This is a genomic window from Paenibacillus sp. J31R34 (assembly GCF_059383715.1).
Window position 1 is genome coordinate 1323523 of sequence record NZ_JBXENU010000001.1, and the last position, 25589, is coordinate 1349111.

The 25589-nt window shown below is 51.2% G+C and carries 18 protein-coding genes and 1 riboswitch; all 18 genes read right to left on the reverse strand.

The genetic code is table 11. The features are described 5' to 3' along the window. Window positions 1–85 precede the first annotated feature (85 nt). The 18 genes from AC50YG_RS05355 to AC50YG_RS05440 all read right to left on the reverse strand — a co-directional run bounded on the left by AC50YG_RS05355 (window position 86) and on the right by AC50YG_RS05440 (window position 25549). On the reverse strand, window positions 86–2059 hold the full coding sequence (locus AC50YG_RS05355; RefSeq protein ID WP_494825198.1) for a copper amine oxidase N-terminal domain-containing protein: 1974 nt from the start codon (window positions 2057–2059) through the stop codon (window positions 86–88). A 111-nt stretch (window positions 2060–2170) separates the two neighbouring features. Beyond that, a complete protein-coding gene (locus tag AC50YG_RS05360; protein WP_494825199.1) occupies window positions 2171–3580 on the reverse strand; it encodes an MDR family MFS transporter in 1410 nt (469 codons plus the stop codon). A gap of 39 nt (window positions 3581–3619) precedes the next feature. Beyond that, window positions 3620–3868, reverse strand: coding sequence for a hypothetical protein (locus AC50YG_RS05365; protein WP_341282593.1), 249 nt, complete (start codon window positions 3866–3868; stop codon window positions 3620–3622). Between the two features lie 223 nt (window positions 3869–4091). Then, window positions 4092–5495, reverse strand: a complete 1404-nt coding sequence (locus AC50YG_RS05370) for a cobyrinic acid a,c-diamide synthase CobB (RefSeq protein WP_494825200.1) — start codon at window positions 5493–5495, stop codon at window positions 4092–4094. Between the two features lie 54 nt (window positions 5496–5549). After that, window positions 5550–6683, reverse strand: coding sequence for a cobalt-precorrin 5A hydrolase (locus tag AC50YG_RS05375; RefSeq protein WP_494825202.1), 1134 nt, complete (start codon window positions 6681–6683; stop codon window positions 5550–5552). Continuing rightward, complete coding sequence (cobM, locus tag AC50YG_RS05380; RefSeq protein WP_046233158.1) at window positions 6680–7459, reverse strand: precorrin-4 C(11)-methyltransferase; 780 nt, start codon at window positions 7457–7459, stop codon at window positions 6680–6682. Before cobM ends, AC50YG_RS05375 begins: the two co-directional genes overlap by 4 nt. Then, complete coding sequence (cobI, locus tag AC50YG_RS05385; RefSeq protein WP_341282591.1) at window positions 7456–8166, reverse strand: precorrin-2 C(20)-methyltransferase; 711 nt, start codon at window positions 8164–8166, stop codon at window positions 7456–7458. The genes cobM and cobI overlap by 4 nt, the downstream gene beginning before the upstream one ends. Beyond that, window positions 8159–9376, reverse strand: a complete 1218-nt coding sequence (cbiE, locus tag AC50YG_RS05390; RefSeq protein WP_473760188.1) for a precorrin-6y C5,15-methyltransferase (decarboxylating) subunit CbiE — start codon at window positions 9374–9376, stop codon at window positions 8159–8161. Before cbiE ends, cobI begins: the two co-directional genes overlap by 8 nt. Before the next feature lie 73 nt (window positions 9377–9449). After that, window positions 9450–10541, reverse strand: coding sequence for a cobalt-precorrin-5B (C(1))-methyltransferase (locus AC50YG_RS05395; protein WP_494825204.1), 1092 nt, complete (start codon window positions 10539–10541; stop codon window positions 9450–9452). Window positions 10542–10546: 5 nt separating this feature from the next. Next, on the reverse strand, window positions 10547–11197 hold the full coding sequence (locus AC50YG_RS05400; RefSeq protein ID WP_341282588.1) for a precorrin-8X methylmutase: 651 nt from the start codon (window positions 11195–11197) through the stop codon (window positions 10547–10549). A 40-nt stretch (window positions 11198–11237) separates the two neighbouring features. Then, window positions 11238–12005 carry a precorrin-6A reductase gene (gene cobK, locus AC50YG_RS05405; RefSeq protein WP_473759242.1) on the reverse strand — a complete coding sequence of 256 codons (768 nt, stop codon included), beginning with the start codon at window positions 12003–12005 and terminating at the stop codon, window positions 11238–11240. Between the two features lie 3 nt (window positions 12006–12008). Continuing rightward, on the reverse strand, window positions 12009–13100 hold the full coding sequence (locus AC50YG_RS05410) for a sirohydrochlorin chelatase (protein WP_494825206.1): 1092 nt from the start codon (window positions 13098–13100) through the stop codon (window positions 12009–12011). 24 nt (window positions 13101–13124) lie between these two features. Next, entirely contained in the window at window positions 13125–14966 is a 1842-nt protein-coding gene (cobJ, locus tag AC50YG_RS05415; protein ID WP_494825208.1) for a precorrin-3B C(17)-methyltransferase, read from the reverse strand. A 165-nt stretch (window positions 14967–15131) separates the two neighbouring features. Beyond that, window positions 15132–15281, reverse strand: a riboswitch (cobalamin riboswitch). A gap of 233 nt (window positions 15282–15514) precedes the next feature. Beyond that, a complete protein-coding gene (locus AC50YG_RS05420; protein WP_341282584.1) occupies window positions 15515–15784 on the reverse strand; it encodes a hypothetical protein in 270 nt (89 codons plus the stop codon). Between the two features lie 24 nt (window positions 15785–15808). Further along, window positions 15809–16216 (reverse strand): DUF6376 family protein, encoded by a 408-nt coding sequence (locus AC50YG_RS05425; protein ID WP_494825210.1) that lies wholly within the window; start codon window positions 16214–16216, stop codon window positions 15809–15811. 385 nt (window positions 16217–16601) lie between these two features. After that, window positions 16602–21917, reverse strand: coding sequence for a leucine-rich repeat protein (locus AC50YG_RS05430; protein WP_494825212.1), 5316 nt, complete (start codon window positions 21915–21917; stop codon window positions 16602–16604). A gap of 770 nt (window positions 21918–22687) precedes the next feature. Beyond that, on the reverse strand, window positions 22688–23011 hold the full coding sequence (locus tag AC50YG_RS05435) for a hypothetical protein (RefSeq protein WP_473759248.1): 324 nt from the start codon (window positions 23009–23011) through the stop codon (window positions 22688–22690). A gap of 297 nt (window positions 23012–23308) precedes the next feature. Further along, the gene (locus AC50YG_RS05440) at window positions 23309–25549 is read right to left on the reverse strand and encodes an MMPL family transporter (RefSeq protein ID WP_494825214.1); all 2241 of its coding nucleotides are present in this window, start codon (window positions 25547–25549) and stop codon (window positions 23309–23311) included. Window positions 25550–25589: the final 40 nt, after the last annotated feature.

A 25589-nucleotide genomic window follows, 5' to 3' on the forward strand; every position in this document is an offset into this window, starting at 1 on the left:
TTCCCTATCGCAATAAAAAAAGCATCATTGTGTTCACATTTGTGAACATAATGATGCTTTTGCTTGAATTTGCTTGCTGTATTCGCTAGCTTTTCTTCTCTGGCATTGGCATAAACAGCAAATTGATTGGCAAGTTGCTGCCGGATGCCGGCGAGAATACAATCGTTACCGCTTCTGATGAGCTTCCCGTCCGGTACAGAACACCCGCTTCACCATTGTTCGCTAGGAAGGAGTTATTCGTCGTCAGGACCACATTGTTGTTGACGAGGAAGGCGCCGCCATAATGTCCGCCACGCGGGTTCAAGGCAATAAGCGTATTAGGCTGAACATTGAACAGCTTCACGACGTAGACAACGCCATAGTTTCCTTCATTGTAAATCGTTGCACCAGTAAGCTTGTCGATCGTTGTAAGGCGTGTATCGACTACTTTATCGCCAAATATCATACGGCCTGGCTCTGAGCCTACTGGCTGGGTAAGGTTGATCGTACGATCTGCCTTCTCGAAGGTACCGCGAATGTGAATGCCATCCGGCTCCAGATACGGCAGCAGCGGCAATTCGGATAGAACATCCTTGCCGTCATCAATAATGACGTAGCTGAATTTAATTGGACCGGAAGTCGAAACATCCGCCATCATTGTCAATACGCGGTCCGGCGAAATTTTCAAATCGCTGAGCTGCTTCAAAATAAGACGGCTCTCGCCCGCTGGAATCGTTGTAATATCATTCATGACCGGATTCATGCGCGAGGTCAAATATTTGCTAATAGAAGATTTGCCCGTTGCCGAAACGTACAGCGCAGGACCGCCAATACCGACACGCTGTGTCTGAACCGTCGCTTCCTGATTAGTCTCGTTCGTAGCGACGATGTACATCCGCACATTGTTCAAGCGGTTGTTTACGTTATGCGACATCAAGCGAACGTTGCCCGATGCCGAGTCTGTATAATACACGCCTTCATTTACAATTCGCTCTGGACTGTTGCTGCGAAGCAGTGTCTGCTGTCCATACTCTGTCAATGAATAAGGAATCACATCATAATTCAGAACCGAAGCTCCATTAATCGAGAAGCGCTCACCCGGAGGCGTGAACAACATGCCAAAGTCCTGCTTGGAGTAAAGCTCTTGATCTTCAATCATAATCGAAAGCGAATATTCATTGCTTGCTCCATGCTTGTCCGTTACCTTCAAGGAAATCGTCTGTGGACCTGGCTCGAAAAAGCCTAGCTGTTTATTCGTCCAGCTCGTGCTCGTAATCGCGTTTTCTTCATCGCTGCTAAGGTCAGTATATTCAATCGGCTCGCCCATCATGTAGCTCGTTTTGTTGGTAACAAACTTCGCTACTGGCGGTAAATTCGGTTGAAGCACTTCAAGCGTCACCGTATAGGGTTCGCTCCAGACGCCATCCGAATCCTGAACCCAATGGGTTACCGTATACGTGCCTGGCTGGTCAAACATTGGCAAATTGCCTTCCCAGCGCTCGTCCACAATAGGGGTGCTGCTGGTCGTCTGGTTCGTATAAGTCACCTGTGTTTCATTCGCATAAATGACTTTAGGGCTTACTGTAAAAGTTGCGACCGGCGCGATCTTTACTGTCCACGTCAGCGTAATTTTTTTCTCCGCCTTGTTCACTTTCATCGTGATGCCCTGCGGCTGCAGCAGCGTACGAAGCGGAATCATCAGCGTACCCTTCAAGTTGTAAGGTGCTCCAGTAAACTTTTGGACCGTTCCGTTCACATTGTAGGTGGAGCTGCCAATGGCATAACGAAGTACGTTTTTTTCCGTCGTCAGCACATACTCCTTAGCTACCTTGTCAAATACGATTTTGCCGCCGAGCCGCTCTGCGATTGAGCGCCCCGAAACGTAGGTCGTGCCTTTCAGTTCAGTTACAGGCTGTGTAGCTGTATACAGCGTGCCATTATGGTACATTTTATTCGACTTTTGAAGCAGAACGAGCTGCTCTTGACCTAGGACATTTTGCGCTGCTTCCGCCTGAATCGGCACAGCCAAAGTAAAGACAAAAAGGAATACGAGTGCAAATAAGCTGACTTTTTTAAGCATGTGAATCTCCTTTTCCAAAATAAAATTGCGATTTCTCTACATATCCGCCAAAAGTTTGGACGCAATATAATCTGAAAAGTTGCACTCTACCAATTATTTATGACAAATATTTTAAGAAGCGTGCTTCGTTTCCTGCCGCTCTGCCGAGGATATACGTGGTAAAGCTAGCGATACTACCCCGACAACGAGCGACAATACGACCACTATCGTAAAGATCCGGTGCAAGCTTTCCTCCAGCAATAGCGGGTCGATGATATTCGTGCTGCCAGTGTGCAGCAGAAGGCCGAATAAAGCAATTCCGATCGTCTGGCCGAGCGTCCGTATAAAGTTATTCGTGGCAACCGAGGCACCGCGCATTTGCCGTTCGACAGCGGATGACACGGATACGGTACAGCTGGTTAGCGCAAGCCCAAAGCTTAAGCCCGTTAAAAACATATAGAGCATAAACAAGGCAATCGGCGTCGTGGCATTCAGGAACATGAAGCCCAAGCTTCCTAATACGAGGGAAAGCGCACTGAGTAACGTTATATTTCTAAGCCCAATTCGCGAAATCCACGTGCCTGCCAAAATCGAGCCGAGCGGCCAGCTAACCGAAAGCGGAATCATCGCCAAACCGGAATAGGTGGCGCTTTTTCCATAAACGCCCTGCAGCCAGAGTGGCAAATAAAAAATAATAACGACGTTGACGACGCATAGCAAAAAGCTGAGCAAATTCACCATGCTGATGGTGCGATTTTTGAACAAAACGAGCGGAATCAGCGGCTCCTGCACACGCTTCTCAATATAGAAGAACAGCGCCAGCAGCACCGCAGCAACTGCAAAAAGCAGTCCGATTTCCGTATAGCTGGCTCCCTGCTCGCCCGTCTCTGAACGCAGCAGGGTCAAGGCATAGAGAAAACAGAACATGCCTACCGCAAACGTGCCAATTCCGCCATAATCAATCGATCGCTTCCGCTTCTCGTAAGCTTCCTTCAAAGTAGAGCCAAGCAGAAACATCGCGACAATGCCAAAGGGCAAATTCATATAAAATATCGCCCGCCAAGAGACATAATCGACTAGCAGCCCACCAAGCAAAGGACCCGATATACCAGCTATTCCCCAAATGCTCGACATCCAGCCCTGTACCTTCGCCCGCTGCTCATAAGCGTATAAATCACCAATTATCGTATAAGGAATCGTTGTGAGCGCACCAGCCCCCAGCCCTTGTATCGCGCGAAAAATAATAAGCTGCGTCATCGTTTGCGCAAGGCCAGAGAGCATCGAGCCGCACAAAAAAATCGCAGCCCCAATCATAAACATATTTTTGCGGCCAAATAAATCTGACAGCTTGCCATAAATCGGTGTTGTGACGACCGTAGCAAGCAAATAAATGGAAATAACCCAGCTATACTGCTGGGTTCCTTGCAGCTCTCGCGTTATGCTCGGCATAGCCGTACTGACGATCGTCCCTTCGATCGCTGCCAGAAAGGTTGCTACGAACAGTGCGATAGTAACGCTGCGTGTATTGCTCGTATTAATCATAGTCGCCCTGCTTCCTTCCCTTAACAACAAACACGCCCCTTATGATGTTTTCATAAAGGAGCGCATCTGTGTCTGATTTAAATAAGCACTGCTTGCGATACGAAAAATATACCGGTCCCGTGCAGCGTCGGAAGTTTTCCAAAACTGCTCGTCTGTAAACAAGCGTTTGAGCAGCCATTCCGCCGCTTTCGCCGCCTGCTGCTCGTTTTGCAATAGCTTTAGGCATATCGTATAGCATATAGACTCGCATTGTCTTAAACGATTTATTTTATATTGAAAATCCGTCATAGTAATTGGACATCCCCCGGTTATATGTTTAGGTCACTCATCATTACTATGATAGCGGAAACCATACATATAAAAGTTACGAAATGTTTAAAATGGCCAAGCGTAAACGGCTGTCGCCGTCCTCTGGCGGCAAAGCTTCCGTTTCGCGTAGAAATATAGAGAAAGGATGGAACAATCCTATCCTTTCCTATATTTTCAATAAGCGTAAGCGCTTCAGCGCAAATTATGCTTTACGAACAGAATAGGCCCAGCATGCAGCAATCCAGCGCTCAGCCATCTCCGGATTTGAGGCAAAATGAAAGTGCGTATAGCCTGCAACCAGCTGCGCGAGCTGCGCCCCTTCCTGCTTCACGCCGCGTCTGCCCTTTGTCTCATAGGCAGGCTCCGGCGTTTCACTATCGGTGCTTGGCACATAGACAGAATAATGAAATTCATGTCCGCGAGCCTGATCGCCCTCAGGCAGCAGAAAATTAGCGCCCAGCCCCTTTGCCTCCCTATAGCCTAACGCTGCAAGCTTGCCTTGCATGACCACGCTTCCCGGCAGCACGCCAGCCATCGCATAGCTATTGCCGCTCGTATTCGTAAGCTGCTCCGTTAGATACATATAACCGCCACATTCAGCAAGCGTCGGCATGCCGTTAGCAATGGCGTCCCGCACCGACTGGTGAACGTGCTGCTGCTGCGCCAGCTGCTCGGCAAATTCTTCTGGAAAGCCGCCGCCAATATACAAGCCTGATACATCATTCGGCACAGCTTCCCCTGCAAGCGGCGAGAAGTATACAAGCTCGGCTCCACAAGCCTCTAGCAGCTCAAGATTATCCGGATAATAAAAATGAAACGCCGCGTCCTTGGCAACCGCCATTCGCACGCTGCCCTCGGGATTTCTCCTCACGAATAAGGAAGTACCTGCTGCTGCTTCAGAAATTACTGGCGCTTCTGCCAGCGCAAGCACGCGATCAAGATCAACAGTCGCTTCGCACATCGCCACCAGTTGGTCGAATAAAGGCGACAGCTCGCCTCGTTCAATTGAAGGCACGAGACCCAAGTGACGTTCAGGTATATGAAGCTCGCTGCTGCGCTTGAAATAACCGACGACTGGAATACCGCATTCCTGTTCGATAGCCGCTTTCACAATCTCATAATGGCTGTCGCTGCCCACCTTGTTCACAATAACGCCAACGATGCGCACATTGTCATCCAGCGCCTGAAAGCCCTTCACAATAGCCGCTGCACTGCGAGCCATGCTTTGGCAGTTGACGACCAGCAGCACGGGGCAGTCCAGCAGCACAGCAAGCTCAGCAGTACTGCCTTCGTTGGAAAGCGGATTTTTGCCATCATATAGCCCCATTACACCTTCAATGATTGAAATATCCGCCGTACTTGAAGCACGCGAATAAATTTCCTTCACCGTGGCAGGAGGACACATCCAGCTGTCCAGATTGCGTGACTGCCGCCCTGTCGCCGCCGTATGATAGGTTGGGTCTATGTAGTCCGGCCCGCTCTTAAAGCCTTGTACCGCAAAACCTCTGCGCGCTAAAGCAGCCATCAGTCCGACCGTTGTCGTCGTTTTGCCAACTCCGCTGCCCGTTCCGGCAATGATAATTCTTTTTTGCGTTGCTATCGTCATAACATGTGAATTCCTTTCGTTAAGGACTTGCGAAAAAAAGCTGTGCTGCACGGCTTATGTGAATGGAATAAGTCCAATCGAAATCGTTACATTGCCGGATTTTTGCTTGCCCAGCAGCAGCTCATTGTTTTTCGTATAACGCTTCGCCGCAGGCTCGCTTACCCCGTAAGCTCCAGTAAATTTAAATACCGTTTCAGAAGGCTCGCTAATTTCCTCTTCGTTCAGCTCCGCAGGCGTATAAGTCACTAGCGGCCAGCCATACTTGGCGCATACCGCGAGCAGTCCTTCTTCATCCTTTTTGAGATCAATGGTACAGATCGCCTTGACGCTTCGGATCGAAGCCCGGATCCCTTCCAATGCGGAAGCGATAACCGCTTCGATTTCTTCCGCAGACGTCCCCCGATTGCAGCCAACGCCAAGCGCCAGCACCTTCGGCCGATAGAGCACGCCGTTATCCAGCAGCTTCTGCTCATCCTCCTCCAGCAGGCGGTGTGTGACAATGAGCGCCGCGTTAGGCGCGGCCGACTCCGCTGCGGCAATAGAGTCGTAAATGACCAGATTAGGTGGCATTGGTGTTTCATGCATCCACCAGTTCCGCTCGCCCGACTCCTGCACAATAGCAACGGGCTCCTCATTGACGACAGCGGCGCTGACAGGTGTCAGCTTTGCATCGCTTTCCCACTCCCAGCCAAAGCGCCGCCCGAACAAATCGACAGGCAGCGTGCGCTGTACATCCGATGCCGTCGTCAGCACTGGACGCGCGCCAATAGCCGCTGCCGTCTCGCGCGTCAGCTCATTCGCTCCGCCAAGATGACCGGACAGCACGCTAATGACATGTTCCCCCTTATCATCAATAACAACGATGCCTGGGTCCTTTTTCTTGTCCTGCAGCAATGGAGCAATCATTCGCACAACTGCGCCAAGTGAAATAATACAAATAATTCCTTTATATTTCGGAAACAAGGCAGGAAACAGCATGCGCACCGAGCCGTTGAATAGCTGAATGCCGCGGCTTTCCTCATCTCCTGCTTCGAATTTGCCCATGTAATACAAATCGACTGCTCCCATATTTTCCAGCAGCCTTCTGCCTGTCTGCACACCATGCTTCGTAATGGCAACTACTGCATATTCGTGCTTCTGGCGAATTTCCGGGATGATGCCTTCTTCCAGCTGAATGATCGCACTCATTCCGGCTTCACTCCTCTGCGGAAGCGGTGCGTGAACGTTTTGTCATACAGCTTCGAACGGTGCGCATCCTTGTTATGCAGCTCCGGATCAAGCGCCCAGCCTGCTAAAATCATCGCATGTGCACGAATGCCATGCTCGCGCATCGCATTGTCGAGCTCGGCAAGCGTTGTGCGGATAATTAGCTGATCCGGCCAGCTCGCACGGCGAACGACGGCAATCGGCGTCTCATCTTCCCAGCCGGCATCTTTAAATTCCTGCACCACTTTGCGCGTCAGCGTAGCGCTGAGGAACAACGCGATCGTACAGCGATGCGCCGCCAAATCCTTCAGCTTCTCCAGCTCTGGAACAGGTGTCCGTCCTTCGGCCCGCGTCAAAATGACCGTTTGGGTCAGGTCAGGAATCGTCAGCTCAGCGCCAACCGCAGCAGCGGCAGCAAATACCGAGCTTACGCCTGGGACGATTTCACAATGGATGCCTTCACGCTTAAGCAGCACCATCTGCTCCAAAATAGCCCCATACATCGCAGGATCGCCTGTATGAATACGGGCTACGCTTTTCCCCTGCTTTACCCGGTCTACGATGATGCCAACCATTTCATCCAAATCCATGCCTGCGCTTTTCAGCACCTCAGCTTCGGGCTTCGCTTTCGCAATCAGCTCTTCATTAACGAGCGAATCGGTATACATGACGACATCTGCCGCTTGCAGCAGCTTGAGCCCTTTTACCGTAATGAGATCCGGATCGCCGGGACCCGCGCCAATAATATGTACAATCATTTTCTCACCACCATTAATGTCAAGTATTCAAGCTCGCGCCCTTGGAGCTCTTCAACATCCATCCATACCTGCTCCTCGGACGATGTAACCTTCGTCAAAACATAAGCGTTCTTAATCAGCTTCAAGTCGCGCAATACAGTCAGCATCAAATCCAGCACCTTAGCAACTTTGATGAATACGACGCAGTCATGGCGCTCAATCGCTGTACGCATCGCTTCATAGCTTGGCGTTGCTGGAACAATCGCCACATGCTCGTCGCCGTCGGCAAGCGGAATGCCAAGGCGGGAAGCCGACGCATTAAAAGAAGAAATGCCGGGAATTGCCTGCATTTCCACTTCAGGGTGACGCTCGCGCATAAGCCGCATCAGGTGGATATACGTGCTGTAGATCATCGGGTCGCCTTCCGTCACGAACGCCACATCGCGGCCTTCGCTAATCGGCTGCCATACCTGCTGCACCGTCTTCTCCCACTGGCGCTCCAGCGATTCGCGGTCCTTCGTCATCGGAAAGGTCAGTCCGAGCATTTCTTTCTCCGCTGCGTTCACATACAGTTCAGCAATCGTCAGCGCGTAGCTTTTGGCGCCCATCTTTTTGCGCGGGTATGCGATAACCGGACATTCCTTCATAAGCCGAAAAGCTTTAACGGTAATCAGCTCCGGATCCCCCGGTCCAATTCCGATTCCATATAATTTGCCGAGCTTAGTCATTGCTGCTTTCCTCCTCGGTGAGTATCTCTGGCTGCTTCCAAGCCGTAATTAGAAAAATCGGATTAAGCGCATCAAAACGCGTCAAATCCAATATCGGTTTGCTGCGCGACAGCTGTGCCAGCGTAATATCGGTTTTAAAGCCTTCATCCTCAAAAGCACTCATCGCTTTGCCCATCGTCTCAATCGTTGCCGCATTCACGACGATGCGTCCGCCTTCCTTAAGCCGCGTGCAGCAAATATGCAGCAGCTCACGCAGCTCGCCGCCGCTACCGCCGATAAATACAGCATCGGGATCGGCAAACGTGTCCAGGCCAACAGGTGCGCGTCCCAGCCGCGTCGTCAGGTCGGTTCTGAATTTCCGGGCGTTTTCCACACAATTGGCAAGATCGCCTTCGTTCTTCTCTATGGCATATACGTCGCCTTGGCGGGCAATGCGTGCTGCCTCAATCGCCATGGAGCCTGTGCAGGTGCCAATATCCCAAACCGTGCTCGTCTCCCTGAGCTGCATAGCCGCAAGGCTGAGCACGCGAATTTCACGTTTAGTAATTAGTCCTTTGTCCGGCTTACGCTGGGCAAACTCGCTGTCAGCAATGCCGAGCGGCCACGAGGGGCTCGTCCCTACACGCTTCAAAATCAAGACATTCAGCGGAGAAAATTCCGCCTCCGCAAGCTCACTCAGCTCATACCACCCCGTGCGCTCATCCGCTCCACCTAAATTTTCAGCCAAAAAGGCTTTATATTCAGTCATGCCGAAATCGAGCAAGTAGCGAGCGATTACGCTTGGATTGTTTTTGTCATCGGTCAGCAGCGCAATCTTCGCTTTGCCGTCGATACGCTGTGCCAGTCCCTTGATGCTCTTGCCGTGAACGCTAGTCAGCAGCGCATCATGCCAGCTTTCGCCCATTCGCGCAAAAGCAAGCTGCACCGAGCTGTGCGCCGGATAAATGTCCAGCTCCACCTTGCCCGCCAAATAACCGCCAATGCCATAAAACAACGGATCGCCGGAAGCGAGCACAACCGTCCGTCTGCTCTCCGCCTGCAGCTGCTTGGCCAAGTCAGTCAAGCCGCCTTTAATGACGATTTTCTCGCCTGCATATTGCGGAAAAAACGCCAAATGGCGCTCGCCGCCAACCAGTACTTCACTCTCTTGAATCCAGCCTTCATAAAGCGACGGCAAGCCTGCCGCTCCATCATCGCCAATGCCGATCATTTTGATTTTGTTCCCCAAGCTCTATCTCCCCCGATCCCTTTGCTGCCAAGCAGCTTGCATGCATTTGAAAACGCTATTGCTCAGCCCTGCCTAACAGCTGGGCTTTCATCGATATAATGACCGTCTCGACTGTCAGCAGTCCGCCCGCTTCCTTCTTGCTATGATAGCAACACAGCTCGCTCATTCGTTCGAAAAAGGCATCAATGCCGCGCTCCTGCATCATATCGCCAACCTGTGAAGCGGTGTTCGCGCCGCGTATTTCTTCCACAAGTCCTTCGGGAACAGCTGCATATTCCGCTATTTCGGCGAGAAAGCCGAAGTCGACTGGCGCGCTTTTGGAATGCACCATCATGACGCCCTGCGCCACCTTCGAAAACTTGCCCATCATGCCGACAAGCGTTACTTTGCGAATTTGCTTGTTTCGGGCCATTTTCAGCGAGAAGCCGATAAAATCGCCCATCTCGATAAAAGCCTCCTCCGGCAAATCGGGATACAGCTCCATCCCAAACTTTTCCGTACGGCCACCTGTCGATAAAACAAGATGGTCGCAGCCGCTGACGGCTGCGACATTAATCGCTTGCGCGACGCTCGCTTTGTATGCTGCAGTAGAGAACGGCACAACGGTGCCTCTCGTTCCGAGTATGGAAATGCCGCCTAGAATACCAAGGCGACCATTTAACGTTTTGAGCGCGATTCGCTCGCCTTCCGGCACAGAAATGACGACGCTTACGCCTCGCCCCTCCAGCTCGAACGATCGCAGCACCTCTTCGACCGCTTCGTGAATCATGCGGCGCGGCACCGGATTAATGGCGGCTTCGCCAACCGCCACGGGCAGACCGGGCTTCGTTACCCGGCCAACACCAATGCCGCCATCAAGTATAACGCCTTCGCCGTCATGCCATTTGACCTCCGAAAAAATGCTTGCGCCATGCGTAGCATCCGGATCGTCGCCGCCGTCCTTAATCACTTCAGCTTTTGCGGCATCGCCATTCAGCTCACAGCTTACAATGGTGAAAGTGACCCGCTCGCCAATCGGCAGCACAATTTCCGACTCGGTCTGCTGCTCGCGCAAAATCAGCGCAGTCAGCGCCGCTTTCGTCGCAGCTGTTGCACAAGAGCCCGTCGTATAGCCATGGCGAAGCGGCTTATCCTCTTTCTTGTCCACGCTTTTTACACTTGGCGCTCTGCCAGCAGGGAAATCGCGTTAACCGCAGCCACGGCAACCGGGCTCCCGCCCTTTCGTCCGAGATTCGTAATAAACGGAATGTCCAGCTTGGCAAGCTCCTCCTTCGATTCTGCTGCCGATACGAAGCCGACGGGCACACCAACGATAAGGCCGGGTTTGGCTTCGCCATTTTTCACCAGTCTAATTAACTCCAGCAGCGCTGTAGGCGCGTTTCCGATCGCATAAATACCGCCGTCCGCTTCACGAATCGCTTTGCGAATGGAAATAATCGCCCGCGTCGTATTAAGGCGCTTCGCCTCCTCCATCACATCTGCATCCGATATGTATACACGCACGTCGCCGCCAAACTTCTCAATGCGCGGCTTGCTGATTCCTACCTGAACCATTTGCACATCGGCAACTACAGGCTTGCCTGCGAGGATCGCCTTAATGCCTGCCTGTACCGCATCCTTATGGAACATCATGCTGCGTCCCAGCTCAAAATCGGCGGAAGCGTGAATAACGCGCTGTACAACAGAATATTGCTCATCTGTGAACGGGTGCTCCCCTAGCTCCTCGGTAATCATTTCAAAGCTGCGTGCTTCAATTTCCTGCGGCTGTACAGTAAGCGGTTTAAAATCGGTCAAAAAATCCATGTTTTTCGCTCAGCTCCTTCAATTATGATGCAACGTGTATTTAACTCAACATTTCCTTTAATGTATCGCTTATTTCGTCAAAACGCGAAAAAACATGCCCATACGCAAGCTTAGGACGCCCAATAATAATCGTCTCAACACCCATTTCAAGCGCCGCTTCCAGCTTCTCATCCACAGAGCCAACCTTGCCGCTCTCCTTCGTAATCATCAGCGTCACGCCGAATTGCTCATAAAGGGCGCGATTGAGCGCTTTGGAAAATGGACCCTGCATGGCAACGATATGCTTTTGCGGCAGTCCAAGCGCATCGCATTTCTCCATATTGTCGAGACGCGGCAGCATGCGGGCGATCAGCGTCACGTTAGGCAAGCCTAGCAGGCGCTCGGTAAAAACCTGCAGCGTTTTGCTGCCGGTCGTCAGCATTACGACGCCGCCTTTGGCAGCCGCCATTTCGGCTGCTTCGGCGTAATCATCCGCATACTGGATTAGCGGCTGTCCGTCAAAGGTCAGGCTCTCGCGCTCATAGCGAATATAAGGCACCGATGCTTGCTCGGCCGCCGCCATCGCATTGCGATGCGCCTCCTCAGCAAAGGGATGGCTGGCATCAACGACAGCCTTTACCTGATTTTCCTTCAGGTAAGCTGCCATTTCGTCTGCGGTTAGCCGTCCCACTCGCACGTCAAGTCCGGCCTCCTTCAAGCTGCCTGCCGCACTGTCGGTCACGACCGAAGTCAGCACGCTATAGCCCTGTGCCTTAATTTGTACGGCGAGCTCCCTCGCATCGCTCGTTCCACATAGCATAAAAATCATGGCCTAACCCTCCCCGACAAGCGTTGCTGCCTTGGACGGATCATTTTTCTGCGGGGCATCTTCCTTGGCATTAGCAGCAGGCTCGCCAATTTCAAGGTGCTCGTGGTCGTGGTGATCATGGTCGTGATCATGGTGCTCATGGTTATGCTCATGCGTATGGCCCTCATGATGATGCTCGTGATCATGCGCATGGTGTTCATGATTATGGTCATGATGATCATGCCCGTGATCGTGATCATGATGGTGATGGTCATGGTGGTCATGATCATGATCATGGTGGTGGTGATGGTCATGATCTTTCATCGCCTGCAGGCGGAACTGGCACATATCGCAGTTCATCTTCACTTCGTCCTGCAGCGCTTCTGCGGCGCGATCTTTCAAAATCTCTTTAAGCAGCGGGTGGAAGCCAAAATATTCCGCAAGCACAAATTCCGTTTCCGGATAAGCAGCCGTATATTGCTCCATCGCTGCTTCCATCCGTTTAATTAAAACGCCGGTAAACAGGAAGTACGGCAATATAATAACTTTACGCGCGCCCAGCTTGAGGCAGCGCTCTACACCTTCATCCATCAGAGGCGCCGTTACGCCAATAAAGGCGGTTTCGACCCATTTGACTTTAAGGCGCTCCCAGAACAAACGGGAAATTTTAAATAGCTCACTGTTCGCATCGGCATCGCTGCTGCCCCGACCGACGATCAAAATAGCCGTATCAGCAAGCTCGCTTTCCTCTGCCGCAGCGGCTTCGCCAAGGCGGGAGGTCAAAATTTCCAGCACTTGATCGTGAACGCCAATCGGCCGTCCATAAATAATATTTATAGCTGGATAACGCAGCTTTGCCTCATCAATTGCCGCAGGCATATGAAGCTTTGCATGCCCTGCCGAAAATAACGTAATCGGAATAACGGCGATCCGAGTCGCCCCTTTTGATACGCAAATATCAAAGCCCTGCTTCATCGTCGGCGTGACAAACTCCAGAAAGCACAGCTCTACCAAATCTGCTTTCAGTGTTGACGCTACAGAGGCGACAAACTCGCGCACCTCTTCATTTCCTCTCTCATCCCGGCTTCCGTGCCCTACAAATAAAACCGCATCCATCTTCCTTCATCTCCCTTGCTGTAGCTAGTCTCCGCACAATGCGTCTTCGATATGAAAAACAGGCAGCTCTTGATAGCGATAGCCTTCTATTTGACCCATCCGTTTAAAAAATTTATGAAAGCGCTCATTCGGATGGCCTTCCGATTTATACAGTGCAATAATGCGTTCAATCAGTGGCACGATTTCCTCGGCTGCAATGCCTTCGGCAACCGGCTGCGCCGCATGTGCATTGCGGCCGACGGTTTTGCCGCCGAGGAACAAATCAAATTTGCCACGGCGATACACGATGCCGATATCCTCGTTAACTGCGCCATAACAAGCCATGCCGCAGCCATTGAACCCGACACGCAGCTCCTTCGGCATGGCCATGCCGCCGATCTTCTCTTGCAGTTCATCGGCATATGGAACCGATTCCGCCTTCTCCAGATTGCAAAAATCGCAAGCCTTCAGTTGCAAAACATCACCGATCGGCGCCAGACTGAGGCCATCCGCACGCAGCTTTGCCGTAACGCTTTCTGGATCAGACGTCGGAATCCGCACAAGCAGATGATGATGCGGTGTATATTCAATCGAGCCCTTCTCGCCAACCGCCTGCGCCAGTGCCACCAACTGCTGGGGAGTAAAGTTCTTCGTCGCTACACCCGGGCTTACGGCGAACTCCAAAACCGATTGCTGCGTAAATACAGGCAATCGGCTCGCAGCTTCCACATATGCCGCACTAGGCTCTATACCCTTGCTGCGATCATTAAGCAGTACTGCTTCCATCGCCAAATGAAGTGGCGAGACAGCTGGCATCGCGGCTGACTCCACCTTCGATGAAGCAGCTTTATCAACCGGAGCTGGAGCAGGCTTCACGGGTGCGACTGGAGGTGCTATGGCTACGGCTACGCCGCCGCCTTGCCCATTTTCATTTCTCGGCTGGTCTGGCACCGCCATTTGCGGCTCTTCCCGCTCCACCAAAGAGTCCGCCCTATCATATTCATCCTCAGGATAGTCTCCATCACCTGAGAGCTCCGGCATTCCTGCCGTATGAAGTGCCCACGGCTCATTCTTCTCTTGCAGACGCTGGTGAGGCTTCAAAGGCTGCGCGCCTTCACCCAGCGTATATTTGCGCTGATAGCCACGCGGCGTAATCATCAGCCCATCATAATTAACGGTTGTGGAGTTGCCAATAACGACCGTTGTCAGCATGCCGATATCATGATCAAGCATACGGGCAAGCGTCGTCACGACAATATCCTCACGGTCGCGATACGCGCTTTTCACAATGCCAACCGGCGTATCTGGCGAACGGTATTTGAGCAAAATACGCTGCGTCTCCACGATTTGCCGTGTTCTTCTGCCGCTGCGCGGGTTATAAAGCGCAATGACGAAATCCGCTTGTCCTGCCGCTTCTACTCTGCGCGCTATCAGCTCCCAAGGGGTCAAATGATCGCTTAGGCTGATCGTGCAAGCATCGTGCATAATCGGTGCGCCGAGCAGGGACGCTGTCGAGTTAATGGCGGAAATGCCGGGAATGACTTCAACCTCTACCCCGCCATTACGCTTCCAGCCCTTCTCAATCAGCACCTCATACACGAGTCCTGCCATACCGTACACGCCCGCATCGCCGCTTGATATAACGGCAACCTTCTTGCCGTTCTCCGCCTGGCGCACCGCTTCCTGCGCCCGGCTGACCTCCTCCGTCATCCCTGTCCGCACAATCGCCTGATCGCTGATTAGCTCCCGAATCAAGTCCACATACGTGTTATAGCCGATGACTATATCGCTCTCCTGAATCGCTTCACGGGCGCGTTTCGTAATATGCTCGAAGCTCCCTGGGCCGAATCCGATAATTAACAGCTTGCCGACGCCTGCTTCACTCATTGATGCCCAACTCCTTCTATGTAGCAATTTACAATTTCTATCCAACAAAAAAAGCACCTCTAACGCTATGTGTTAGAAATGCTTGAAAAGACCAATGTCCTTGTTAAACGCAGACAGCGAAGGGCCATCCAATCTCTAACACCTTCCTAATATCCACGTAGGTTTACAGTGTCGTTGAAATAAGCAGGTCTCCTGGCTTTGAAGCGTCAGTCGCTTCATACAGTGGCGGGTCCGCGCCGGTCTCTCACCGACTTCCCTATTAAGTCAACTTGGGCGCCTTGAGCGCCTGCTGACACTTATTCCCTTCCTATTAAATTGTAATCTTAATGATAACATTAGATTGTATGATCGACAAGTGCGTTTATGCCATCAGCCTAGACGTAAATAGAGCCAGCGCAAGCATGGACTGCATGTCCAGGCTTGCGCCAGCTCTATTTTTCAAAATATAAGAATTTATAAGTTTTGCACTTATAAATGGGCTTATATTGCACCCTCGAAACGGCAGCTTTGCCGTCAGAGGACGGCTTCAGCCATATACGCGTAAAGGTTTATTTCTTCTCCAGTGTTTCCCAAGCCGCTTTCACGAGGGAATCAAACAGCTCATCATCCTCTTCCAGCTCATCCTCGACCGCTAAAAGATCTTCTTCCTTGCCCGATTCATTCAGAAAAAATAAACCGTAGCCCCACTCAGTCGCCTTGCGGCTGTGAAGGGCAATTTCGTATTGGTTCGTCTGGCCCTCTACTTCAAAATGAACCTTGCCCACGAAACCAGATTCCTTAGAGTTCGTCATGCTAGCATGCAAAATATTTACTTTCATCTTTCATTCTTCCTCTCTTTACCGTTACGACACCAGCTGCTGAAGTTGATTTACTTGATTTAACAGCTCGTTGATTTTGTTAATCGTATTTGGAATTTCCGTTGCGTCAACCAATGCTTTGCCGTCTTCGATCTGCTTCAGCACCGCATCAATGCTTTCCTGCAGCTTCAAATTATAATCGACCACGGTCTGATGGACATCCTTGGCAAAATCCGGCGCTTGCAGCTCGCCAAACTGCTTGATCGAGTCCTGCACAGCTACCAGCTGCTCCTTATAATCGGCGCGTGCACTCGCATCGTTTACGGCTTGCTCCGCAAGCTGCGTCGCCTGCTCGCTGAAGCTTGTCAGCGTCTGCATGTACGAAGCCGCCCCCGTCACATAGTCGGCCGAGCTCGATACGGAATTGACCGCCTGCTTGGCATCCTCGAACAACGAGCATCCTCCTAATAATAACATTCCAATGATTAAAAGTATGCTTTTTCCTGAACGAATGGTCATGTTTAATCTCTTCCTTTCCGCCTGTATGGCACAGAGCACTATTTATACGGCATAAGCGTCCAAACGGTTGCATTTCGTCTTATGAATAAGCTTGTCCATCATTTATGTGGGCTATAAGATCAAATGAGACAAAAACAGCCCCATGATTTCGTGGATTTCATTTAGACCATTTTCTTGTCAACCGATATTTCACACTTATCTGCCAGTTACTTGTACGACAAAAAGGAGCTGCCACGAGGCAAGCTCCTTCACTATCGTTATACAGATGATTCTATGAATGAGTATTTCGATTCATTTTGAATTGATCTCTTTGCTTGATTTAATCGATAAAATGTACATATTGCAGGAACCTTTTCAGTATAACCGCTGCCTGCGCCCTCGTTACATTCTCCCTCGGGGCAAAGCGTCCGTCTTCCATTCCTTTCATAATGCCGTCTTCCGATGCTCGGACTACCGCAGCTTGCGCCCATGAAGAAATGGAGTCTCGATCCGTGAAAGCATCCAGATGGCCTCCCTTTTGCCCATCGCTACTGGTTCCATGGCTGGTGAAGGTTAAGGCACCAGCAATCACAACGGCCATTTGCTCGCGGGTAATTGGATCGTTAGGCGCAAAACGGCCGGCACCGATGCCGCTAACCAGCCCGCTAGCCACTGCCGCATTTACTGCAGATGCATACCATGCGGATGCAGGGACATCCGCAAAACGATCACCGCCCTCGCTCTCCTTCACGGATAGCCCTAGCGCACGAACGAGCAAGGCTGAGAATTCCGCTCGTGTAATGGTTCCTTCTGAGTCAAAACGGTCGGCCGCCACGCCGTTCACCAGCAGCTTGGACGCCAGATGCTCCACATCCGCTTTCGCCCAGTGTCCGGTTAAATCGGCGAACGTTCGGGCTTGCACATTTACGACTGTGTACAAGCTGTTATGCGGCACGTTCAGAATCGCTTCGTTAGTGCCGTCTGGACCGGTTTCCATCTTTGCCGGAACAAAAACGACGGTTCCGTTTTCCGGGATATACTGAACGGCAACCAGGTTACCGTTTGTGTTCTCTTGGTCCAACTTAATGGTCCGGATCGAGTATGATCCGCCATAGTCGTGCACCTCCAACATTTGCCCGTTTGCTTCGACCAACACCTTGTAGTCAATGACGTCGGCGAAAACAGTAAAACCTTGGGAAACGCCGATCCGATTGATCTCTTGTCGAATATGCTCGCCGGCCAGCACCTGTATGATGTTCACGGTCAAATTCGATATTTCCGCGTCGAGACGCTCCGCCAAGCCGATCAGGTCGATCGCACTTAACCGCAATTGGTAGCTAGAATCGTTCAACCTCACCTCGATAATTGTATTAGAATTAGCTTTCACCATATCCGCGATCCAGTCAGCTTGAAACTGTGCCTGTACCGCTTGCTCCCGATTGCCGATTATAATGCTGACAAACGGTTCCATCGCATCTTTCAGGAGTTCCAGCACTTGCTCCCTCGTCCGTTCAGGGAGGATGACTTGCTCGATCACCGTGCCGTCCGAACGCTTGACTTGTTTGATGTCGGATGGATCGACAAGAATTGTAATCCCGCCATTCGAATCTAACTTCACAGTCGTCCCCGATGTGACAGGTCGATTGCCGTTATCCGACGAAGACGTGGTTGAGATCCCAGTAACAGTGATGGTTTTCACTGCTTCATTGCCTGCTTCGTCTAGGGCATAAACGGTATAGTCGCCGTTGGCAGTAATGGTGAATTGAGGTGTGGCCAAAATATCGGTTCCTTTCGTTCCACCGGCAAAATCAACCCCACTAAGACTTCCAGGCAGCCAACGGAGCTGCGTCAGCGCATTTCCCGCAGCTCCGCCGTACACGCTTGCAATCACACTGATCGCTTTACGTTCCGATCCGTTCGGTGCAACCGTCAGGGCAACTTCGGGCGGTATCGCCACGATACGTATTCCGTTCGCGTCCGGTGCTACGTAAGTTAGCGAAGCCGGGCGTCCGCTGGAGGTGCGAACGATGCTTGCACCGTTCGGGAGCTCTAATGATGCAGCAACTTCAATTCCGTCAACATCCGCGAACCCAGCAGGAACTTCGAATTCGAAAGTAAGCTTTGTCACTGCCTCGCCGCGCGCTCCCATATATGGGGCATATACCGTCTGAGTGGCGGAATTGTCTCCAACCATGATCGGAACGACCGGTGTCCCTATCACGGTTACTTCATATCCGTAAAATACCGTAAAGCGAAGCGTGTCGCTCGTTCCGTACAAATCATTGGCCGATGCGGTTAGCACCATCCCTACCCAAGCAGCTTCAAATACCGCCATAGCGTCGTTCAAACTGACAGTAGCTTCATCCAAACGAGTCTGAGATTGATTTTCCGCATCGTCGGCAATAGCCTGCGCTGCATCTATCACGGTCTGCAGGGCAGCGCGGTCTCCTGCCGAAGTCTGCCCTACATCCGTACCTTCTGGATGATCCGTCAACGCCTGCTGCGCCGCCGTGATCGCCGCATCCAGCGCCGTCGGAATACCCGCTTGTATAACAGCGGCATTAAAGACTTGAACCGCTGCATTTAACTGGTTTACGGCCGTATCCAGTTGATCCTGTGTGTAATTGCCTGCTTTATCGAGAACCTGCTGCGCTGCATCCATCGCAGTTTCCAGCACGGTGCGGTCTCCTGCCGAAGTCTGCCCTACATCTGCACCTTGCGGATGATCCGTCAACGCCTGCTGCGCCGCCGTGATCGCGGCATCTAGCGCCGTTGGAATACCTGCTTGTATAACAGCGGCATTTAAGACTTGAACCGCTGTATTTAACTGGTTTACGGCAGTATTCAGTTGATCCTGCGTGTAATTGCCTGCGTCATCGAGAATCTGCTGCGCCTCATCTATCGCATTCTCCAGCACGGTGCGAGTTCCTCCCGAGGTCTGCCCTACATCTGTTCCTTGCGGATGATCCGTTAACGCCTGCTGCGCCGCTGTGATCGCCGCACCCAGCGCCGTCGGGATGCCCGCTTGTATTACAGCGGCATTGAAGACTTGAACCGCTGCATTTAACTGATTAGCGGCATTATCCAGTTGATCCTGCGTGTAATTGCCTGCGTTATCGAGAACCTGCTGCGCCTCATCTATCGCATTCTCCAGCACGGTACGGTCTCCTGCCGAAGTCTGCCCTACATCTGTTCCTTGCGGATGATTCGTTAACGCCTGCTGCGCCGCTGTGATCGCCGCACCCAGCGCCGTTGGAACACCCGCTTGTATTACAGCATCATTAAAGACTTGAACCGCTGCATTTAACTGGTTAACCGCAGTATCCAGTTGATCCTGCGTATAATTGCCTGCGTTATCGAGAATCTGCTGCGCCGCATTGGTTGCGGATTGCAGTGCGGTGCGACTTCCCGCTGACGCCTCCCCCACGTTCACCCCTTGTGGATGATCCGTCAACGCCTGCTGCGCCGCCGTGATCGCCGCCCCTAGTGCCGTTGGAACACCCGCTTGTATAATAGCGGCATTGAAGACTTGAACCGCTGCATTTAACTGGTTAACTGCAGTATCCAGTTGATCCTGCGTGTAATTGCCCGCGTTATCAAGAATCTGCTGCGCCGCATCCATCGCAGTTTCCAGCGCGGTGCGCGTTCCCGCTGACACCTGCCCCACGTTCTCCCCTTGCGGATGATCCGTTAACGCCTGCTGCGCCGCCGTGATTGCCGCGTCCAGCGCCGTTGGAATGCCCGCTTGTATAGCAGCAGCATTAAAGACTTGAACCGCTGAATTTAATTGGTTAACTGCCGTATCCAGTTGATCCTGCGTGTAATTGCCCGCGTTATCAAGAATCTGCTGCGCCGCATTGGTTGCGGACTGCAGTGCGGTGCGAGTTCCTGCCGAAGTCTGCCCTACATCCGTACCTTCTGGATGATTCGTCAACGCCTGCTGCGCCGCCGTGATTGCCGCGTCCAGCGCCGTTGGAATGCCCGCTTGTATAACAGCAGCATTAAAGACTTGAACCGCTGAATTTAATTGGTTAACTGCCGTATCCAGTTGATCCTGTGTGTAATTGCCCGCGTTATCGAGAATCTGCTGCGCCGCATCCATCGCAGTTTCGAGCACGATGCGCGTTCCTGCCGAAGTCTGCCCTACATCCGTACCTTCTGGATGATCCGTCAACGCCTGCTGCGCCGCCGTGATCACCACGCCCAGCGCCGTCGGAATGCCCGCTTGAAGAACGGCGGCATTAAAGACTTGAACCGCTGAATCTAACTGATTAACGGCAGTATCCAGTTGATCCTGCGTGTAATTGCCTGCGTTATCAAAAATCTGCTGCGCCGCATTGGATGCGGACTGCAGTGCGGTGCGCGTTCCCGCTGACACCTGCCCCACGTTCTCCCCTTGCGGATGATCCGTCAACGCCTGCTGCGCCGCCGTGATCGCCGTGTCCAGCGCCGTCGGAATACCCGCTTGTATAACAGTGGCATTAAAGACTTGAACCGCTGAATCTAACTGATTAACGGCAGTATCCAGTTGATCCTGAATGTAATTGCCCGCGTTATCAAGAATCTGCTGCGCCGCATTGGTTGCGGACTGCAGTGCGGTGCGCGTTCCCGCTGACGTCTGCCCCACATTCTCCCCTTGCGGATGATCCGTCAACGCCTGCTGTGCCTTCGCGATAGCCGCTGTCAACGCCGCGGGATTGCCTGCCTGGACAATTTGCGCATTGAATGCCGCGATTGAAGTGGTCAGAGGAGTTGCGGCGTTAGCCAGGTCGGAGGCGATGGTGGCATTCCCGATTCCGTCGATAAAAAGCATGGCTGCGTCATAGTCTGCCGATAAGTCGTTATAGGCATTGGCCGAAACTTGTCCTACGCTGGTGCCTACCACATAACTTTTTAACAGCGACTTGGCGCTAGAGACCGCTTGAAATAACGCCGTTCCGTCCACAAATGTATGTCCGTTGCTCGACGCATAAGCAGCTACGGGAGAATTCGCAATTCCGAATATTTTCAGATTGCTCGGATTACTTGCAAATACACCTGTCCCAAAAGTTGTTGATTCACCTAACACAGTTATGCTTGTCAAGTTGTTACTATAGAATGAACTACTGGCGACATTCGTTACGCTGGCCGGGATGACAAGCTTCGTAATGTGATTGGTGTCGAAAGCCCCACCATTAATCGTCTTCAAATTTTCCGATAATTTAATCGATGTCAAATTATTCATATAAAAAGAATAGTTGCCGATCATCGTCACACTATCTGGAAAAACGACTGTTGTAAGCGGATTGTTCTCGAATGCGCTGGCGCCGATCGTTAACAAACTGTCTGGAAGGTCTATGGAAGTAAGGCCAGTATAACGGAACCCATACGTTTGAATTACCTTCACGTTGTTCGGAATCACGACGCTTGTAATTTTAGGCTTGCCTGTACCGTATGTATCAAATGCTGATCTCCCAATTTCGGTTACCGTCGTACCCGCGTACTCAGCGGGAATAACCACATTCAGATCCGTCCCCCTGTAGTCCGTGACCGTTGCGCCATTGGAACCGATTGTAAAAGTAAAATCGTTCTCAGCTGCATAAACAGGTAGAATCTGCGAGAATGAAGTCCCGAACGTAAATAATGCAATTAATAGACATAAGACTGATTTTTTCATGGTATTTCTCCTTTACTATAACGCTTGAAGTGAGATGACGAAGAGTAGATAATTGTCGGATGAGCGGGATAGGGATAGGTTTCTGCAACTGAATGGCAACTACATTTGATTATAAAGAAGGCCAATAAAAGAATAATGAAAGAATAATGAAAAAATCAGCCAATTTCGCGCAGTATCAATACTTACGGATTTTTGACGTTTTTGTAAAGTCGGTTTTGAAAAATGCCGTAATACCTAAAAGTGATATATTGGAGGGTCTCTTAGGATATTTTTGGCGAACGAACGAGAGGAAATCGGAGCCGGGATGGTCATGCAAAATAGTGTCTCAACGAGGCGATGTGAAGCATTCGGCAATCGGTTGCATGCTGTCGTCGATGCAGCCAACGCCAAATGACAAGAACTTGAGCATATAACTAAAAAAGATCGTGATTTAGTTGGTTATAAAAATATCCCGATGTACCAAGGCTTTAAACCACATCGGGACTGACTAAGTTGTGACAAATCTACGTTCCTAATTAATAACAAACTAAATTACAAAACACAATTGTTAAAATTGCTTGTTTTCCATAGTTTTTAACTTTATAACATCCCACTAATTAAATATAATATTATAGTATGTATCAATTCATGTTATAACTCGCAATTTAGCAGAAAAATAAAACATAAGCCGCAGATGGCTGAATCGCACACTGGCTATTGCTTGCGTCTGCGGCATAACGATGCAGCCCTGTCAGGTGAGGTGAGGTGAGCTGCGCCACTCCTTTTGGCAGCTAGCGCTTTGACTTGAACACTTGCCGGCGCCATATGACGACGATGACTAGAAATAAAGCAATTACACCCGTAAGCAGCCACCCTGCTTGCTCATCATTGAGCTGATCTCCCGGAGCGGTAGCAGCCGGATCAGAAGCACCATGGCCAGCATGCTCGTTACAATTGGAGCCGGATGCTGGTGTAGTGGTCGCATTCGTCTGCTGCTCGGTATCAGCAGGTGTACAGACATCAGCAGCGGATACAGCTAGCAAAGCAGAACTCCAGAGGTTTATTCCAATAAACAAAACCACCATAAAAGTTAGACTGAGGAACCTCTTTTGCATTTGGCGAACCCCCTTTGCGCTTTCGTTTCCCTTTATTTTATTCCTGTGCGCCCAGAACGGAAGCTTGGCCCTGCGAATTTTAACAGCTACTTATGCTTATGCTTACGCTTATGCAAAAACGACCAAGCGTAAACGGCTATCGCCGTCCTTTGGCGGCAAAGCTTCCGTTTCGCGTAGAAATATAGAGAAGGTTTCGCGCAATGCTATGCTTTCCTATATTTAGAAAAAAAGCGCCTCACTGTCTGATCATTTCGATCAGACAGAAAGGCGCCTTGTTGCTGCCAATGACGCAGCGACTTAAACGATTTGTTTTTGCTTGCCAGGCTTGCTTTTTCCCGCCTCCACAAGCTCAGCCCTAGCAGGCCAGAAGGCTCTTTTGCCAAGCAGCGTTGTAATGGCCGGCACGAGGAACGGTCTTACGATGAACGTATCCATCAGCACGCCAATCGCCGTAATAACGCCGAACTGGACCAATACCTGAATCGGCAGCGTCGCAAGTACCGCGAACGTAGCTGCCAGGATCAGACCTGCGGATGTAATTACGCCGAAAGTCTCTGCTACACCTTCACGTATCGCTTGCTTGAGCGGCATTTTCGCCTTTTTCTTCCAAATGCTCGAAATCATGAAAATATTGTAGTCCTCGCCAAGGGCAATAAGGAACACGAATGCATACAGCGGGATCGCTCCTTGAATCGCTTCTGCACCCATCCCATAATGCAATATAAGCCAGCCGAGGCCTAAAGCAGAGCCAAATGACAATAATACGGTGGCGATTAAATATAGAGCTGCAACAATGGAGCGCAAATAGACGATGAGCAGCACTAAAATCATCCCAATAACAAGAGGGATAATAACCTTATTGTCCCTATCGGTCAACAGCTGTGAGTCATGCTGCGTTGCAGTCTGTCCGCCTACCCACACTTTAGACGCCGCACCTGTAACCCCTGCTTTATCCAATGCTTCCTCAGCCGCTCCGCGAAGCAGCGGAACCAAATCCATGGCCTCCTGTGAATAAGGATTAATGTTTAGCGTAACTTGAACGGACTGCAAATTCGGGTCCTCTTTACTTTGAACCGGCTCCGATACCGAATCAACGAGATCCATATCCGAAAGGCTGGCAACAAGTTCAACTGACTTGCCTTCTGTTTGAACTGCCACGCCGACAGGAGCCAGCTGCCCCGGGGTAAATGCAGTGGAAATCGTATCAAAACCTTCACGCGAAGGCATATCTTTCGGGAAGGAAGACAATAAATCATACGTAAACTTAACCTGTGGAGCAAAACCTGCCAGCGCACCGAGAAAAATAACGCTCGCGATAACAACGGTCCAAGGCTTCGCAACGACTAAGCTTCCTACTGCTGTGCCTAGCTTGCTGCCTTGGCGACGTGGGCGATACGGCTTGCTGCGCTTCTCTGCACGCAACCGCTGCATACCTTCGGTGCGAGGAATGAACGGGAAGAATGAAGCTCTTCCCATAATCGACAATAGCGCAGGCACAAGTGTCAGGCTGGCAATGCCCATAATGAAAATCGACAAGCTGAATGGTATTGCAAAACGCTGATAAGCACCATATTTGGCCGCAAGCAGTGCCAGTAATGACAGAACGACCGTGAAGCCGCTCATCGCAATCGCTCCCGATGCATCACGGAAAGCAATTTTGAGCGCAGTCATCTTATTCTCTTCCCGCTCCAGCTCTTGGCGGAAATGCGAAATAAAGAACAAGCAGTAGTCTGTGCCTGCACCAAACAACAGCACCGTCATAATCGAAATGGCTTGGGCATCTACTGTAATCCAGCCCTCAGAGGCCAGCCAGCCGAGAATAGGGCTCGTAACCAAATAAGCGAACCCTACGCCTACAATCGGAACGACCGCCAAAATCGGAGAACGATAAATAAGCAGCAATAGGATGAGTACAATCAGCACCGTAGCAATAAGCAGCGACACGTCCGCTCCTTTGAATAATGCTGATGCGTCGACTTGAATGCCCACTGGACCGCTGATCCTTGCGCTCAGCGCATCGACGCCAGTTGTAGCCGCATCAAACGGGCTCGTGCCGCCTGCCGCTTCTTTAACCAGCTCTTGAATTTTCTCCAAATTGCTGCGTAAAATTTCCGTATCCGCATTTTCTGCGAATGTAATTGGCTGAACAAGCGTGCCGCCGTCTTCCGATGCCAGTTTTGAAAGCGCAGGAGCCGGCATTTGATGCAGCGGCAGCAGTTCTCCTTGCTCTGGCAGCGGCTGCTCGCTAAGCAGCTGCGACGTTTTCTGAATGAGCGCATAATCCTCATCGGTGAGACCGGCATCCCTATGCCATACAAGCAAGGCAGGCACACCTGCCCCATTTGGGAATTTTCCCTTCATTAATTGATCTGCAAGCACGGAAGGGCTGTCTGCTTCCAGGTTGGGCGCATTATTTTTCTCTTGTCCTCCAACAGCCGGAAGCCACATCGTTAAAGCTCCCGCAAGTACTATCCACACGATTACCGTGACCCACCGCGTACGGCGGCCTGCAATTGCGCTGCCTAATTTCTCTAGCATTACTCCCATCCTCCGTTTCACATCTTCAGCCATTTGGTTT

What these genes read in the sequence shown, in the direction of transcription:
- AC50YG_RS05435 (WP_473759248.1), bottom strand. Translation starts at nt 23,011, where the DNA reads ATGCAAAAGAGGTTCCTCAGTCTAACTTTTATGGTGGTTTTGTTTATT.
- AC50YG_RS05375 (WP_494825202.1), bottom strand. Translation starts at nt 6,683, where the DNA reads ATGAGTGCGATCATTCAGCTGGAAGAAGGCATCATCCCGGAAATTCGC.
- AC50YG_RS05420 (WP_341282584.1), bottom strand. Translation starts at nt 15,784, where the DNA reads ATGAAAGTAAATATTTTGCATGCTAGCATGACGAACTCTAAGGAATCT.
- AC50YG_RS05440 (WP_494825214.1), bottom strand. Translation starts at nt 25,549, where the DNA reads ATGCTAGAGAAATTAGGCAGCGCAATTGCAGGCCGCCGTACGCGGTGG.
- AC50YG_RS05410 (WP_494825206.1), bottom strand. Translation starts at nt 13,100, where the DNA reads ATGGATGCGGTTTTATTTGTAGGGCACGGAAGCCGGGATGAGAGAGGA.
- AC50YG_RS05365 (WP_341282593.1), bottom strand. Translation starts at nt 3,868, where the DNA reads ATGACGGATTTTCAATATAAAATAAATCGTTTAAGACAATGCGAGTCT.
- cbiE (WP_473760188.1), bottom strand. Translation starts at nt 9,376, where the DNA reads ATGATCGGCATTGGCGATGATGGAGCGGCAGGCTTGCCGTCGCTTTAT.
- cobI (WP_341282591.1), bottom strand. Translation starts at nt 8,166, where the DNA reads ATGACTAAGCTCGGCAAATTATATGGAATCGGAATTGGACCGGGGGAT.
- cobM (WP_046233158.1), bottom strand. Translation starts at nt 7,459, where the DNA reads ATGATTGTACATATTATTGGCGCGGGTCCCGGCGATCCGGATCTCATT.
- cobK (WP_473759242.1), bottom strand. Translation starts at nt 12,005, where the DNA reads ATGATTTTTATGCTATGTGGAACGAGCGATGCGAGGGAGCTCGCCGTA.
- AC50YG_RS05430 (WP_494825212.1), bottom strand. Translation starts at nt 21,917, where the DNA reads ATGAAAAAATCAGTCTTATGTCTATTAATTGCATTATTTACGTTCGGG.
- AC50YG_RS05360 (WP_494825199.1), bottom strand. Translation starts at nt 3,580, where the DNA reads ATGATTAATACGAGCAATACACGCAGCGTTACTATCGCACTGTTCGTA.
- AC50YG_RS05400 (WP_341282588.1), bottom strand. Translation starts at nt 11,197, where the DNA reads ATGGATTTTTTGACCGATTTTAAACCGCTTACTGTACAGCCGCAGGAA.
- AC50YG_RS05370 (WP_494825200.1), bottom strand. Translation starts at nt 5,495, where the DNA reads ATGACGATAGCAACGCAAAAAAGAATTATCATTGCCGGAACGGGCAGC.
- AC50YG_RS05355 (WP_494825198.1), bottom strand. Translation starts at nt 2,059, where the DNA reads ATGCTTAAAAAAGTCAGCTTATTTGCACTCGTATTCCTTTTTGTCTTT.
- cobJ (WP_494825208.1), bottom strand. Translation starts at nt 14,966, where the DNA reads ATGAGTGAAGCAGGCGTCGGCAAGCTGTTAATTATCGGATTCGGCCCA.